15 protein-coding genes are annotated in these 14,716 nt (G+C 62.0%); 9 read left to right on the top strand and 6 right to left on the bottom strand.

What is annotated here, in order from left to right:
- Positions 1-290 precede the first annotated feature (290 nt).
- The 4 genes from J2W94_RS04930 (at position 291) to J2W94_RS04915 (ending at position 2,557) form a co-directional block, all read left to right on the top strand.
- Positions 291-821 carry a phage tail protein gene (locus tag J2W94_RS04930; protein WP_310090688.1) on the top strand — a complete coding sequence of 177 codons (531 nt, stop codon included), beginning with the start codon at positions 291-293 and terminating at the stop codon, positions 819-821.
- Positions 822-857: 36 nt separating this feature from the next.
- Positions 858-1,388, top strand: coding sequence for a phage tail protein (locus tag J2W94_RS04925; protein WP_310090685.1), 531 nt, complete (start codon positions 858-860; stop codon positions 1,386-1,388).
- A 63-nt stretch (positions 1,389-1,451) separates the two neighbouring features.
- Positions 1,452-1,985, top strand: coding sequence for a phage tail protein (locus J2W94_RS04920; protein WP_310090683.1), 534 nt, complete (start codon positions 1,452-1,454; stop codon positions 1,983-1,985).
- 8 nt (positions 1,986-1,993) lie between these two features.
- A complete protein-coding gene (locus J2W94_RS04915) occupies positions 1,994-2,557 on the top strand; it encodes a GNAT family N-acetyltransferase (RefSeq protein WP_310090681.1) in 564 nt (187 codons plus the stop codon).
- A gap of 16 nt (positions 2,558-2,573) precedes the next feature.
- Here the strand turns inward: J2W94_RS04915 and J2W94_RS04910 are convergent, their stop codons facing one another.
- Positions 2,574-2,867, bottom strand: coding sequence for a DUF6916 family protein (locus J2W94_RS04910; RefSeq protein ID WP_310090678.1), 294 nt, complete (start codon positions 2,865-2,867; stop codon positions 2,574-2,576).
- Between the two features lie 141 nt (positions 2,868-3,008).
- Here J2W94_RS04910 and J2W94_RS04905 point away from each other — a divergent pair, with 141 nt between their 5' ends.
- From J2W94_RS04905 to J2W94_RS04895, 4 genes are all read left to right on the top strand, one after another.
- A complete protein-coding gene (locus J2W94_RS04905) occupies positions 3,009-3,422 on the top strand; it encodes a hypothetical protein (RefSeq protein ID WP_310090676.1) in 414 nt (137 codons plus the stop codon).
- Positions 3,423-3,603: 181 nt separating this feature from the next.
- Positions 3,604-4,032 carry a CopL family metal-binding regulatory protein gene (locus tag J2W94_RS18140; RefSeq protein WP_430540541.1) on the top strand — a complete coding sequence of 143 codons (429 nt, stop codon included), beginning with the start codon at positions 3,604-3,606 and terminating at the stop codon, positions 4,030-4,032.
- 110 nt (positions 4,033-4,142) lie between these two features.
- Complete coding sequence (locus J2W94_RS04900) at positions 4,143-6,020, top strand: copper resistance system multicopper oxidase (protein ID WP_310090673.1); 1,878 nt, start codon at positions 4,143-4,145, stop codon at positions 6,018-6,020.
- Positions 6,021-6,025: 5 nt separating this feature from the next.
- Positions 6,026-7,111 (top strand): copper resistance protein B, encoded by a 1,086-nt coding sequence (locus tag J2W94_RS04895; RefSeq protein WP_310090671.1) that lies wholly within the window; start codon positions 6,026-6,028, stop codon positions 7,109-7,111.
- Positions 7,112-7,151: 40 nt separating this feature from the next.
- Here J2W94_RS04895 and J2W94_RS04890 read toward each other — a convergent pair whose 3' ends face one another.
- The 3 genes from J2W94_RS04890 to J2W94_RS04880 form a co-directional block, all read right to left on the bottom strand.
- A complete protein-coding gene (locus tag J2W94_RS04890; protein ID WP_310090668.1) occupies positions 7,152-8,021 on the bottom strand; it encodes an alpha/beta fold hydrolase in 870 nt (289 codons plus the stop codon).
- Between the two features lie 124 nt (positions 8,022-8,145).
- Positions 8,146-8,619, bottom strand: a complete 474-nt coding sequence (locus tag J2W94_RS04885; protein WP_310090666.1) for a methyltransferase family protein — start codon at positions 8,617-8,619, stop codon at positions 8,146-8,148.
- 22 nt (positions 8,620-8,641) lie between these two features.
- Positions 8,642-9,535, bottom strand: coding sequence for an NAD(P)/FAD-dependent oxidoreductase (locus J2W94_RS04880; RefSeq protein ID WP_310090663.1), 894 nt, complete (start codon positions 9,533-9,535; stop codon positions 8,642-8,644).
- A gap of 200 nt (positions 9,536-9,735) precedes the next feature.
- Between J2W94_RS04880 and J2W94_RS04875 the strand changes: the two genes are divergently transcribed.
- Positions 9,736-10,383 carry a TetR/AcrR family transcriptional regulator gene (locus J2W94_RS04875; RefSeq protein ID WP_310090661.1) on the top strand — a complete coding sequence of 216 codons (648 nt, stop codon included), beginning with the start codon at positions 9,736-9,738 and terminating at the stop codon, positions 10,381-10,383.
- A 266-nt stretch (positions 10,384-10,649) separates the two neighbouring features.
- Here the strand turns inward: J2W94_RS04875 and J2W94_RS04870 are convergent, their stop codons facing one another.
- Together J2W94_RS04870 and J2W94_RS04865 are read right to left on the bottom strand one after the other, a co-directional pair.
- Positions 10,650-13,901, bottom strand: coding sequence for an EAL domain-containing protein (locus J2W94_RS04870; RefSeq protein WP_310090660.1), 3,252 nt, complete (start codon positions 13,899-13,901; stop codon positions 10,650-10,652).
- Between the two features lie 2 nt (positions 13,902-13,903).
- Complete coding sequence (locus J2W94_RS04865; protein ID WP_310090658.1) at positions 13,904-14,713, bottom strand: response regulator; 810 nt, start codon at positions 14,711-14,713, stop codon at positions 13,904-13,906.
- Positions 14,714-14,716 lie beyond the last annotated feature (3 nt).

The raw sequence follows: 14,716 nt of genomic DNA, 5'->3' as shown, positions 1-14,716 counted from the left end.
GCGTGCTCGAGCGGATGCTCTTTGTCTTCGCGACGGCGTAGATCCAATCCCCTTTGTCCGCTGTCAGTCGGGCGATGCTCGGCCACGCTGCTTGCGAACTCTCGCCCATTCGAACAGGAACCTGGGTCAAGAATAGTGCGGCGTCTCACATTTATCCATGCTGCGGGCGCACCGTAAAAATTTACTGTCCAGGTGTAAATATTTCACTTGTACCGCACGCATGCGGTGAGCGACAGTAGCTACCGCATCTCACATCAACGTGCGGTGCCACCATTACTTGGGGAACAAAAATGACCGAAGTATTCTTGGGGCAGATCATGCTCACGGGCTTCGCCTTTGCGCCGAGGGGCTTCGCCCTCTGCAACGGACAGCTCATGGCGATCAGTCAGAACCAGGCGCTGTTCTCGCTATTGGGAACGGCTTACGGCGGCAATGGCCAAACCACATTCGCGCTGCCCAACCTGCAGGGCCGCACGCCGGTCGCTTTCGGCACGTCCGCCGATCCTGGGTGGCAACCCACTGCTTATCAGCTGGGCGAAACGGGCGGGGTCGAGAACGTGACCGTGCTGACCTCGCAGTTGCCCATGCACAACCATCAGTGCAACGGGACCACCGCCAACGGCAGCCAGCGCAACCCGACCGATGCGCTTTACGGAACCAACACCGCAGCGCTTTACGCGCCTGCCAATGGTACCCAGGTGCCGTTGTCGCCGCAGAGCATCGCGCCGGCGGGCGGCACCCAGCCGCATCCGAACATGCAGCCCTTCGACGTGATCAACTACTGCATCGCGCTGAGCGGAATCTTCCCGTCGCGCAATTGACGGGCCGCCACACCTACTCACTACACGGAGTTCCCTATGAGCACCCCGTATGTCGGAGAGATCCGTCTGTTTGGTTTTTCCCGCGTTCCCAATGGCTGGTTTCCCTGCGATGGCTCGCTGCAGTCGATCGCGGAATACGACGTCCTGTTCACTCTGATCGGCACGACTTATGGCGGCGACGGCCAGACCACGTTCGCCGTGCCTAACCTTAGCGGACGCGTGCCGATGCACTGGGGCAACGGCCCCGGCCTGAGTCCGCGCACCATCGGCGAGCTCGGCGGCAGCGAGACGGTCGCCCTGACCACGAACCAGATGCCCTCGCACAACCATGTGATGAGTGCGACCACGGCAGCGGCGAACGCCACGGCGATCGGCAACACGGTCGAACTGGGCGCGTTGTCCGGTGACACCATGTACGCCACCGACGTCACCGGCGCCACCGGCTTCGCTACCTCCCCGGCATCGACCACTGTGGCCGGCGGCAACCAGCCGCATGACAACCTCATGCCGACGCTGACGGTGCAGTACTGCATCGCCTGGGCCGGAATTTTCCCGTCACAGAGCTGACTTTCGATTCGCGCCGCTCACCGCGCGCGAGCCCGCACGTTCACCAGTTCCGAGGACCTCTCCATGACCGAACCCTTCATAGGCGAAATCCAGCTTTTCGGTTTCAACTTCCCGCCCCGCCAATGGGCTTTCTGCAATGGCGCGACGCTGTCGATTCAGCAGAACACTGCGCTGTTCTCGTTGTTAGGCACCCAATACGGCGGCAATGGAACGACCAATTTCCAGTTGCCCAACTTCACCGGCCGCGCAGGCTGCAACCAGGGCACGGGAGCTGGCCTGAGCCAGCGCGTCATCGGTGAGACTTTCGGCGAGAACAGCGTGACCCTGACTCAGGGCCAAATGCCGATGCATTCGCATCCGTTCACCGTCTACAACCAGAACGACACGAGCAAACGCGCAAGCTCGCCCAGTCCCGGCAATTCATTGGCCGTGCCTAGCATGAGCGCGCCGTTCGTCGCCGGCGGACAGGCGAACGCGCAGTTCGCTCCGGGCATGTGCGGCGTCAGCGGCGGTGGCCAGCCGCACGAAAACCGGCAACCCTATCTGGCGGTGAATTTCTGCATCGCGCTCAGCGGCGTGTTTCCCAGCTTCGGCTGAGAGCCCGCATGTCCGCTGTTCCCGTGCCGTCGCGTCCGCCGTTTCCGCCCGGCTGCGACGGCCGCTTGGCGACCCCGGGGTTGCTGCGCGCGCGCGGGATCTCGCTGCGACCCGCACGCGACGACGACTTGCCTTGGCTGCGCGTGCTCTATGCGACCACGCGTGCCGACGAACTCGCGCGGGTCCCTTGGCCGGAGGCGGCCAAACGCGACTTTCTGGATAGCCAGTTCGCACTGCAGCACTTGCACTACCTAAGCCACTACGACCAAGCGGACTTTCTGATCATCGAAAACGGCGACCTATCGCTTGGCCGTTATTACCTGTATCGCGGTGAGCCCGACTATCTGATCATCGACATCAGCATCGATCCGGCCGCGCGCAACCAGGGCATCGCCGGCGCGCTGATCGTGCAGACGCAGCGCGACGCCGCCGAGCGGGGGCGCGGCGTGCAGTTGCATGTCCAGATCGATAACTCCCGTGCGCAACGCCTCTACGAGCGCGTCGGCTTCGGCGCGGTCGAGGACTTGGGCAGCCATCGGCGCATGCGCTGGCCAACCGGGCTGGTTGAGTAAATTCAGCCGAACCGGTTCAATTGAAGATGGCCTGGTAGAGAAAGCCCTCGCGTTCGCGGGCGATCGGCACCAGGAAAATCCCGACCTCGCCGATCCCGTCGTGACGCATGAGGTACAGCTGCTGCGGAAACAGGAACGACGAACCGTTGCGGAACAGCAACGAGAATGGCGGACGCGTCGTGCCTGGCGGCGGACTTGCCTGCAGCGCACGCGCCTCGACCAACACGAACGGCACCTCGCTGTCGTTCATGGTGGCGGCGAACGTTTCGTTTACGTAAGGAGCGAAATGCTGCAGCGTCAACAATTCCATGCGGAGTCCCCTTGACCGGAACGCATGTTCGCCGGGCCGCTCGCGCGATGCAAGCACGCCGGGCGGAAACCGTAGTCGTACGCCTGCGACGGGGCAATTCGCGTGCCGATGCTGGTGTATTCTTCGTGCGGGAGGGGCGCCATGATCCGTAGATTCTTTACGCTAGCACTGGTTTGTTGCGCATTTCCTGCGTTCGCTCAATTGTTGGCGTCCAAGCCCAAGGCGTCGTCGCCACCGGCGCGGGTAAAAGCCGCCCCGTACAACTCCGCGTCTAAAGACACTACGCCGCTAGACTGCGAGAAGTATCGAGCGCATCCGCATCCGGGCATGATCGGATTCTGTCAGGGCATGGAAACCTCGCTGTTGCAGAACGAAGCGCGCAGACAGGGGCGTCCCACGCCGTCGCAATCGGTTATTCGGTTGCCGACGATGGGAACACCGGCAGCCAAGGAACTCGGCTACGCCTGTATTGGCGGAAGCGCCATGCGCAAGCTTCCTAACGGCTGGGAACAAGTCGCCACTACGGCAGGCTGGCAACGTTGCATCGAAGGGTAGAGTAGGGGGTACGCCCCACGATGGCGCTTTATCCCGCCGATAGCGGTGAGCGATCGAAAACGCCAGAGCCGGGCAGGACACCTCAATAGGCGCCTGACGCGCAATCAGTAGAACCATGGAGGTCGTTCGGAGTTCACGATTTCTTATTCCAAACGCCGGTGTTCGGGGTTAAAGTTGCGGCATGTCAGTCTGGGCAATACTCCTACGGGTACTACTTGGCCTCGCCTTGGTGCTGAACGGCGCCACAGGGGCTGCGGCGGCCGTGCGCATGCAGATGTCGCACGGCGATGCGCATAGGGCTGAGGTTCCGCCGGTCGAGTCGCCCATGGCCTCGGCTGCCGACATGCCCTGTCATCAGCAGGCGAGCGGCGTTGCCGCCGAAACTTCTCCGGTCATGGCCGATCCCGACCCGGCCAAATCGAAGCATCCGACTCCCGACTGCTGCAAGTCGTCCAGTTGCAATTGTGTCTGCGTCCAAGCTGCCCAAGCGCCGCTGGCGTCCGTGTTCGTCACTACTCTGCTCGCCGACCATAGCCAGAGCGTCCGCCTACTATTGCTGGGACACCCGTCGCCTGCGCTTCCGCACCTGAACCGACCTCCCATCGGTTAAGCACCCCTTAGGCGCTCTTGGCGCCTGTCCTGACTTGCGCCTCGCGTGGATAACCCGCGAGTAGCTGTTGTTCGATTCCGCATGCGCGGATCCTGTTTGATGGAGTTTTTATGTCGTCCGATCTTATTGGTCTTGGCGGGCTTCGCACGCCGTCCCGTCGCCGGTTTGTTCAAGGGCTGGCCGCTGGCGGCGTGGCCGCGGCGCTGGGCTTGTGGCCCAAGAACAGCTGGGCGCTCAAAGGCGCTGGCAACAACAATGTCCTTTCCGGTACCGAGTTCGATCTGGTGATCGGTGAAACACCGATGAACTTCACCGGACGCACCCGGCCAGCGATCACCGTCAACGGATCGATCCCGGCCCCCTTGCTACGCTGGCGCGAAGGCACGACCGTCAACTTGCGCGTGTCCAACGCATTGCCGGCGGGCTCCATCCACGGCCACGAGACCTCGATTCACTGGCACGGCATCCTGCTGCCGGCCAACATGGACGGTGTACCGGGATTGAGCTTCTCCGGCATCCACCGCGGCGAAACCTATCCTTACCGCTTTACGGTGCAGCAGGGCGGGACCTACTGGTATCACAGCCACTCTTCCTTCCAGGAACAGGTCGGCCTTTACGGTCCTTTGGTGATCGATCCCATCGAACCGGAGCCCTTCGCCTTCGACCGCGATTACGTGGTGATGCTGACCGACTGGACAGACCTGGATCCAGCCGCGCTGTTCTCGCGTTTGAAGAAGATGTCCAGCTACGACAACTACAACAAGCGTACGGCAGGTGACTTTATAGAAGATGTGCAGCGCAACGGACTCGCCGCTACGGTCAGTGACCGAAAGATGTGGGGCCAGATGCGCATGACGCCGACCGACCTGTCGGACGTCGATGCTCATACCTACACGTATCTGATGAACGGCACCACTGCGTTGGGGAACTGGACAGGGCTCTTCCGTTCCGGAGAGAAAGTGCGCCTGCGCTTCATCAACGGCTCGGCCATGACCTACTTCGATGTGCGCATTCCCGGTTTGAAAATGACCGTGGTCGCCGCCGATGGCCAATACGTGCATCCGGTCACCGTGGATGAATTCCGCATTGCCGTAGCCGAAACCTTCGACGTGATCGTCGAACCCTCCGGACAAGATGCTTTCACGATCTTCGCCCAGGACATGGGGCGCACCGGCTACGTCAGCGGCACGCTGGCCGTGCGAGAGGGTTTGCGAGCCACGATCCCGGCGATCGATCCCCGGCCGCTTCTGACCATGGCCGATATGGGTCATGGCGGAATGGGCGGCGGTCACGACATGGGAACAATGGGTTCAATGAAAGGCATGGAAGGCGGTTGCGGCGCCAACATGGGCCATGACATGTCCGCGATGACGCCTGCGCCATCCAGTGCCGAACACAGCGGGCACGATATGGCTGCGATGTCGGGAGGAACGATGGCGGGCATGGATCATGGCGCTGGCGGCACGCAGACACATCCGCAGAGCGAAACCGGCAATCCCCTGGTCGACATGCAGACGATGGCGCCTGTTCCCAAGCTGGACGACCCGGGCATCGGGCTGCGCGACAACGGTCGCAAGGTGCTCAGCTACTCCATGCTCAAAAGCACATTCGAGGATCCCGATGGGCGAGATCCAGGACGCGATATCGAACTGCATCTGACCGGGCACATGGAGAAATTCGCCTGGGGATTCAACGGCCAGAAGTTTTCAGAGGTGGAACCGTTGCGTCTGAACTATGGCGAGCGTCTGCGCATCGTGCTGGTCAACGACACGATGATGACGCACCCGATCCATCTGCACGGCATGTGGAGCGACCTGGAGGACGAGCAAGGCAACTTTCTCGTGCGCAAGCACACCATCGATATGCCGCCGGGCAGCAAGCGCAGTTATCGGGTGCGTGCGGACGCGCTGGGGAGCTGGGCTTATCACTGCCACCTGCTGTACCACATGGAAGCCGGAATGATGCGGACCGTGCGGGTGGAGGAGTGATCGACATGAAAGCATCGAATCGCCTGCCGAAAATTAACTCGCTGTGCCTGGTAATCGGCTTGTCGCTGGGGACGGGTCAACTCATGGCCCAGGAGATGGACCATTCCACAATGCAAATGCCGGCATCATCGGAACAGCCGGAACCGTCTTTGCCCAAGGTCGAAGCGACAGAAGAGAAACCTGCCACTCCATCTGCCTCGACCGATCCCCACGCAGGTCATGGCGGCATGACGACGTCGGCGCCGAAGGGGGAGGCCGCTTCTGCGCAGCAGGTCGACCACGCTGCCATGGGCCATGACATGCCGACGTCGTCGGCGCCTCCTGTGCCGATGGATCACTCGGCAATGGACCACGGCGCGGAATCTCCTGCACCCACCCAACCGCGCACACCCATACCTGCCGTAACCGATGCCGATCGTGCCGCCGCGGCACCGCCATCGGGCGGTCATCCCGCGCACGACAACAGCATCCAGCACCATGTACTGCTGGATCGCCTGGAGGGTTGGGATGCCGATCCAGGCGCAGGGACCGCTTGGGCTATGCAGGGGTGGCTGGGAACCGATCTCAACCGGCTCTGGCTACGCAGCGAGGGAGAGCGGGTCGACGGACGGACCGAGAGCGCCGACTTGGAAGTTCTGTACGGCCGCAGTGTCGCCCGTTGGTGGGACGTAGTGGCCGGCATTCGACACGACTTCAATCCCGGGGGATCGCAGGATTTTGCGGCGATTGGTGTGATGGGACTAGCTCCTTACATGTTCGAGGTTCAAGCCACGGGCTACATCGGGCAATCGGGACAGACTGCGGCACGGCTTGAGATCGAATACGAAATGTTGCTGACCAATCGGTTGATTCTGCAACCGATGGTCGAAGTGGATTTCTACGGACGCAACGACGAGCGCCGAGGCATCGGTTCGGGATTGAGCAGCGCAGAAGCCGGTCTGCGCCTGCGCTACGAGGTAACCAGGCAGTTCGCACCTTACGTCGGCATCGTCCTTGAGCGGGCTTTCGGCCGCACCGGGGATCTCCGGCGAGCCGAGGGCGAAGACACCGACGACACCCGCGTGATCGCGGGCTTCCGTATCTGGTTCTAACTGGGGAAGAACGCCTCCATCGCCTTGATGAAATGGTGTATCAGGCTTGCGCAAGCGGGGCATCGCCCTCGGCCCATGCCGCAATCCGTTCCGCGATCGCCTCGGGGGCCTCGATGTGCAGGAAGTGACCGACGTCGGGGACGACCTCCATCGCGTGCCGGGCGGCGAACCGATGCCGGTCGTCGACCTGTGGGGGGAGGATGCAGCCGTCGTTGGCGCCATGAAGCTGCAACATGGGCACCGTGATCGGCCGAGACATGCGGCGCGACGCCCAAAGCATGCCGGGTCGCATCATCGCCCGGTAGTACTTTAGAGGCGCGGGCATGCTCGCCCGCAGGTGCTCGTGTAGCTCCGCCTTGAGAGCAGGATCGAGCGAGAAGCCGGGCGACCACTGACGCCAGAGGCGGTCGATGAAGGCGAGATCGCGGGCGGTGGCGATCCAGCCGCTTCCCGGCAGTTGAAAGAGCCCCATGTACGCGCTCCGGCGTAGCTGAGCGGGGCTCGTCAGCCGACTCAGGAACGTGAGCGGATGAGGGATTGCGAGCGCGACCGCGCGTTCGATCCGCTCCGGCGCGGTGACGCAAGTATCGTAGGTGATCAGGGCGCCCCAGTCGTGGCCAATCAACTCCACGGGTCGCCCCGGAGACCAGCGGTCGATCAGCGCGAGCACGTCGCTGGTGAGGGCTGCGAAGTCAAACGGCCCCGCAGTCGGGGACGGCGCGTAACCGCGAAGCCAGGGTGCGACGACGTGACGTCCACGGCGGCCGAGCTCGGCAAGGAAGGGCTTCGCGGTCGGCGGATGATCCGGGAAGCCGTGCAAGACGATTGTCGGTTGGCCATCGGGATCACCACCCTGCAACGCGTGAAAGGTGCCGTGTGGCAGGTCGAAGGTGACGTGTTCGAACTTCATGTGTGCCAGGCTCTTTCAAGAGTGGTCGGACGAGAAATGCTGATGCTGGCTTCGGTGTCTCTGGTCTTGGACATGTGCGCCGCATGCTGGTTTCGCGGCCCCGCAGGCGGCAGCGGCGGAGTAGTCAGAGCCATCGGCGAACTTCGGCCTTGTAGCGGCGGTAGTCGTCGCCGAACTTCGCTTCGAGATAGCGCTCCTCGCGGGCGATCACCTGCGTCTGGATCGCGATCAGCACCAGCGGGAGCAAGGCGAAGGCGATCGGCCCGTCGAACCCGATCGCAAGGCCGGCATAGACAAGCGCCATGCCGAGATACATGGGATTGCGGGTCCACCGATAGGGACCGGTCGTTGCGATGAGAGTCGTTGGCTGCGACGGCGGAACGTTGGTGCCCAGCCGCCGGAACAGCCCCGCCGCCGCAAGCATCATCGCCGCGCCGGCAACGAACAGCAGCGCGCCCGTCGCGACCAGCAACCACCAGTCGATGCCGAAAGAGCGGAGGGTGACGAACCGCTCCGCCGCCATCCCCAACAGCAGCGCTCCCAGATAGAGGAAGGGCGGAGGGAAGCGCACACCCGCGCTGTCCGGTTCGACGGCCATGCTCATCCTCCAATCTGTGCTCTCAAACCAGCATCGACTGCTGGGCCGAGATACCCGCCGTCGCGCCCTGCGATATTGCGGTGGTGACCGAGGCCATGGCTGGGTTTGCAAGATCGCCGGCGGCGTAGATGCCGGGTGCGCTGGTTTCGCGGCGCTCGTCGACCTTGAGGGCGATGCCGAGGGGCGTATCGACCGTGGCGAGTCCCAGTGATTCATGCAGGCTTGCGGATGGCTTGTTGCGCGGATGCGCGAACAAGATGTCGACTGCGACATTGGGGGCAGTATCGAGCTTGACGGTGGCGTTATGGCTCTCGTAATGGTCGATTTCGGTGATACGGCCATCGACGACAGGTATATTGCGGCGCGCCAGATCGGCCCGAATATCGGGTGGAATGTCGTGACCATTGGCGAAGACCGTTAACGTGTCGGTCCAGTCGTGGTACAGCCTGACATAGTTGTGCGACGGCGGGCCGGACCAGATGAGGCCCCAATGCCGGCCGGCGACTTCAAAGCCGTCGCAGTAGGGGCAGGGCACGATGCTCGAACCCCAGCCTTCGACAAAGCCCGGAAGATCAGGCATCTGGTCGGCGACGCCATAGCTCAGGATCAGGCGGCGCGCCCTGAGGCTTTCGCCATCGCCAGTGAGGACGGAGAAATCGTCGATGGCGCCGGAGACGCTCTCGGCCCGGGCACTGACCAGCTTGATCGTGGGATAGCGCGCCAGCTGCTGCCGCGCCTCGGCCAGGATATCCAGCGGTGGCTTGTGATCGTGGCCGAGCAGGCCATGCGAGTGGTCGGCGAAGCGATTGCGCGGCAGGCCGGTATCGAGAACGGTGACCTTGCGGCGGGCGCGCCCGAGCTGCAGGGCGCCGGCGAGACCGGCAAAGCTGCCGCCGATGATGATGACGTCATCCATAGTGATGGGTTCCGTGTTGTGGTTGGTGGGCCTGGCGCGAAATAGTGTCCAGCGATACGCGCTCGAGACGGGCAGCGAGCAGGGCTTCGGCATCGACGAGATAGGAGGACGGTTGAAACCTACCCATTGGCTTGCACATTTCAGATACTAAATGGTATCGTAATTTAAGAATTTGAATACTGTCAAGTACTGGAATTATCGTGACCGAAAACAGCCAGGGTCGGCGCGGCCGGCCCGCCAACGAGGCGCTTGGCCAAACGATAGTCGACGCCGCGTGCGAACTCTTTGTGGAATTGGGTTTTCAAGCGACGACCTTGGACAAGGTCGCCCAGCGGGCGAAGATATCCAAGCTCAGCATCTATCGGCACTTCGAGAACAAGGAGGCGCTGTTCAGCGCGGCCATCGCGGCCCACTGCCATCAGTTTGCACCACAGGCTCTTATTGAAGGCGTCGACGGTTCGGCCGAAGATCAGCTCATGGCGGTGGGAACATTCCTGCTTCGCACGTTGTTGAGCCCGGACGTCCGCAGTGTCGAAGCCATGATCATGGCCGACAAGACGAATCAAAAGTCGTTAAGCAAGCTCCATTACGAAGCCGGCCCCGCCTATGTCATCGCCCAAATCGAGGCCCTGTTGCGTCAATTACACACGAAGGCGGTTCTGAACGTGCCCGATCCTCTCCGGTCCGCCCGCTTGTTTGCCGCGCTTATCAAAGGATCCGATCTGCTGATTATCGCGCGCTTCGATGAGGCGAGAGCAGAGGACGACAACGAGATCGAATCCTATTGCCGGTCGGCCGTCGCCATGTTCATCGCCGCGCACGGTGGCAACGACCACGCAGGCAGATAGCCTAGACGGGGCCGCGAACACGGCACTACGGATTACAGCGCCTACGAACAAATTCTGAGACGACAGGCCGGCTCGAAAACGCCCCAAAGCAAATCAGACACCAGGGTTGGATCAGCCCGTAGTTCTCGCGATTGCTTCCTGGATGTGCCTTGAATTAGTCCGAAGCGCCGGCTTTTCAGCCACAAGCCCAGCAGCCGCCATAGCCAGCCGCCTCCACCTTCTATTTCGCATAATGCATATTATGTAAATAACCAGATCGTAAGCCCTCAGGCATCTGCACCTGATATTTGCGTCCTCCGGTACAGCGCTTCGAGCTCGGCAGTCGGCAACGGTCTGGAAATGAAATACCCCTGAATCTCGTCGCAGCCGCTGGCGCGCAGAATTTCGTACTGGGCGCGGGTCTCCACGCCTTCGGCTACCACCTTCAACTTCAGACTCTGGGCCATGTCGATGACGGCGACGACGATGGCGGCCGCATCCGGCTTCACGGCGATGTCGCGGATGAAACCCATGTCGATCTTCAACGTGTCGATGGGAAAGCGCTTGAGATAAGCCAGGTTGGAATAGCCCGTGCCGAAATCGTCCATCGAAATGCCGATACCCAGCGCCTTCAGTTTGCCGAGCACCGCATCGGTTTCGTCCGTCGGCATCATCAAAGAACTTTCGGTAATCTCGATCTCCAGCAACGACGGATCGACATCGTGCGCGCGCAGCGAGGAAGCGATCAGGTCCGGCAGGCCTTCCAACACGAACGATTTTCCGGAGACGTTCACCGCTACGTGAAGCGGCCCGATCCCGGACCGGCACCATCGGCTGATCTGGCGGCAGGCCGTGTCGATAACCCAGGCGCTGACCGGCACCGCCAACCGTGTGCCGTCGACAATGGGAATAAAGATCGACGGCAGTACCAGCCCGTGTTCGGGCCGGTTCCATCTCAGCAACGCTTCCACACCGCTCCACTTCCCACTATCGGTGCGTACCTTCGGTTGGTAATACAGCTCGAACTCGCCCTGGGACAGCGCTTTGCGCAATGCACTGTCCAGTTCCAATTGCTCCAGGGCCAACGCATTCATCTCGGCGCGATAGAACCGGAACGTGTCCTGCCCTGCTTCCTTGGCCTTGTACATCGCGGTGTCGGCGTACTTGAGCAGCGTATCGGGATCTTTGGAGTCGGTGGGAAATACCGCTATGCCTATACTGGCGGTGATGGTGATTTCGTGCTCGCCGAGCAGGAACGGCTTGCGCAGAGCGCCACGAATGCTGTCGGCGACAGCCATGCCGGAAGCCTTTTCGCCTTCGGCATCGACCAGCACCAATGCGAATTCGTCGCCCCCCAGCCGCCAAACGGTTTCCCGGATATCCAGCCAGCCCGTCAGGCGCTGGCTGATCTGGCGCAGCAGTTCGTCGCCTAGCGCGTGGCCCAGGGTGTCGTTGATGGTCTTGAACCGGTCCAGGTCCACAAGCAGAACCGATACCCTCCAGCGATGCTCAGCGGCTTGACCGACGGTCCGCCTCAGCGATTCGTTGAACAGCATCCGGTTGGGCAATCCAGTCAACGCATCGTAATGGGAGAGGTAATCGAGCTCCTCTTCCTTGGCGATATTTTCCAGGCCGAACGCGATGTCGCCCACCAATTCCAGCAGCAGTTCGATCTCCTCGCGGTCGAAGAATCCGGCGTCCGCGGCGAACAGAGTCAGCACATGGACGCGCTCACGCACGGTCAGCGGAAAAGCCGCCATGGCAAGATGGCCGTGCTCGATCAGCTCTGCCTTTGCCGAAGCGACTGCCGGATCGAGCCGCAGGTCATTGCAGATGATTGGCTGTAGGGAGCGGGCCGCGCGGCTCGCAGGCCGATCCTGATAAGGGGAGCCCGGCGCCGCGCTCAGGCGGACATGATCGATATAGGCTTCCATGCCTCCGCTCCAAGCCACCACCCTGCCCTCCAGCGTTTCCGGATCGATGGATCCGATCCAGGCCAGTTTGAACAAGCCCACATCGACCGCGACGCGGCAAACCTCTTCCAGCAGTTCATTGCGGTCGCGTATGCGCACGATGGCCGAATTGATTCCGCTCCTGACTTCCTTGATCCTGGTCAGGCGCTTGATCTTTTCCTGCTGGTTGCGGACTTCGGTGATATCGGCAGCGACGCCGGCTATGCGATAGATACGGTGGACGGCGCTGGGAATCGGAAAGCTGCGCACACGGATCCATCGCACCGCCCCATCCGGACGCACGATGCGGTACTCGTGATCGAACGGACTTCTGGCGTTGGCGGGCCTGAAGATGGTCATGGCTTGCCAGCGATCGTCCGGATGGACCAGATCCAGCCACGACCGGGGAGCGGCGTGGACACTGGCGCAAGTTCTTCCGTAGATCGCCTGGAAAGCGGGACTGATGTACAAGAACTGCCCGCTGCGTGGATCGACCAGGAAAAAGGCCTCGTCGATGTTCTCCGCGAGTTGCCGGAATCGAAGTTCGCTCTCGCTAAGTTCCTCCGCCGCGCGCTCGCGTTCGCCGACTTCGATCTGCAGTTGATCGGCGTGCTGTTTTATTTCCAGGTACAGGCTTCCGTTCTCGTAGATCCGGCCAGCTTGCGCAGACAGGATCTCGAGCAGGCGTTCGTCTTCTGCGCTGAACTCGTCCGCGCCGAGTTTGCCGCTGAGACAGATCCAACCATATACATGGATCAACGACACGATGGGAGCGACCAGCACGTTATGCGCAGGCGGGTGCATGGCTGGCAACCCGAGCGCGACCGGGTCGCCTCCAGGGTTGCGCAGACGAACCGACTTGCGCTGGAGGTTGGCGCTTCCGACCACCCCTCGCCCGAGCAGCGGCAGGCCGAGCCTATCTGTCGTTCCCGACTGCATGCCGCTTGCAGCCACGAACTCCGCCTCGCCATTGTCGTCGCGCTTGCCGATGGCGAGCACCGCATACGTAGCGCCGATCAGTTCGCGGGCGGCGTGGCACACGGTCTCGAGCAGACGCTTGGGGTCGCGCTCGGAAGCCAGTTGAAGATCGATATCGATCAGCGCGGCTAAGCGGGCGTTGGTCAGCCGCAGCGTGTCGACGGTTTCGGAGAGTTTGTCGGTGATCAGGCGCAAATGACGCTCGCCGAATTCATTCGCCGAACCCGGCAACGGCATGGCGGCGTCGGCCAGCACCTTCTCGACCGCTTGCAGGATCAATTCGGGCGCGCACGGCTTGGGAAGAATGCTCTGCACGCCGCAGGCCTGGGCCAACTCCTCCGCTTCGGCGCCGTGGAAGTGGGCGGTGTAGAACATCACCGCCGTCTGCGCGATCGCCGGCTCGGCGCGCAGTCGGCGCACCAGTTCGTAGCCGTCCATGATCGGCATCAGGATGTCGGCGATCACCAGATCCGGTCGGTCCGCGTGAATCAGGGACAACGCCTCAGCTCCGTTCCGCGCGGCCAGCAGCCGATGTCCCTTGTAACCCAAGAGCACGATCAGGAAATCGCGGTTTTCCTCGCGATCGTCGACGATCAGGATCGTGGCCACGCTCAACGGCCCTCGCTAAAGCACGCTTCCACTTCTTCAAGCAATCGTTGCGGCTCTATCGGCCGGAATAGGTATTTGTTGGCGCCGTGCGCAATTCCCTTGCTACGAGCCTCCTCATTGGTGAAGGTCGAGGAAATGAACACGAACGGTATCTGGCGGAGTTGCGGATCGGCCTTGACCGCATCGATCAAATCGTAGCCGTTGCCATGCGGCATGCAGACATCGGAAAGGATCAGGTCCGGTTGCGAACTCCGCGCCAACTCCAGGGCTTGACCCGCGTTGCCGGCCGTTACTATCCGATAGCCGAGCCCTCCGAACAGGCCTTCGATCAGTTCGAGGTTGGCCGGCAGATTGTCGACCGCGAGGATAGTGCGGCCGTTGGTATCGGTCCCGGTCGGTGCCGCTTGAGTCGCGCTCTGCAGCCTCTTCGCCGCGCTGCGCAGCTGCGGCTGCAGATAAACCTCGATCTGATGAATGAATGTGGTCGGGTCTATGGGCTTGGACAAATACCCGTTGAAACCCGCAGCCAAGACCTTGGCCCGGTCGCCTACCATCGCCAACGCAGTGACCGCGACGATGACCAGGCCGGAAAGCTCCGGATGACCATGGATGCGCCGCACGACTTCGTAGCCATCTATGTCTGGCAACTGCACGTCGCACAGAATCAGATCCGGACGCTCGCGCTCTGCCAGCGCAACACCGCTGCCTCCATCGCATGCGGTCAGCGCCGAATAGCCGAACGCTTCCAACAGGTAACGCATCAGTTCCAGATTATCCGGATTGTCGTCGATGGCCAGAATGCGTGCGGCCATGAT

Origin of the sequence: Pseudoxanthomonas sacheonensis, assembly GCF_031455975.1 — a bacterium.
Taxonomy (GTDB): Bacteria; Pseudomonadota; Gammaproteobacteria; order Xanthomonadales; family Xanthomonadaceae; genus Pseudoxanthomonas_A; species Pseudoxanthomonas_A sacheonensis_A.
Note: the sequence above shows the minus strand (reverse complement) of the source record. Positions and strands in the feature narration are given on the sequence as shown.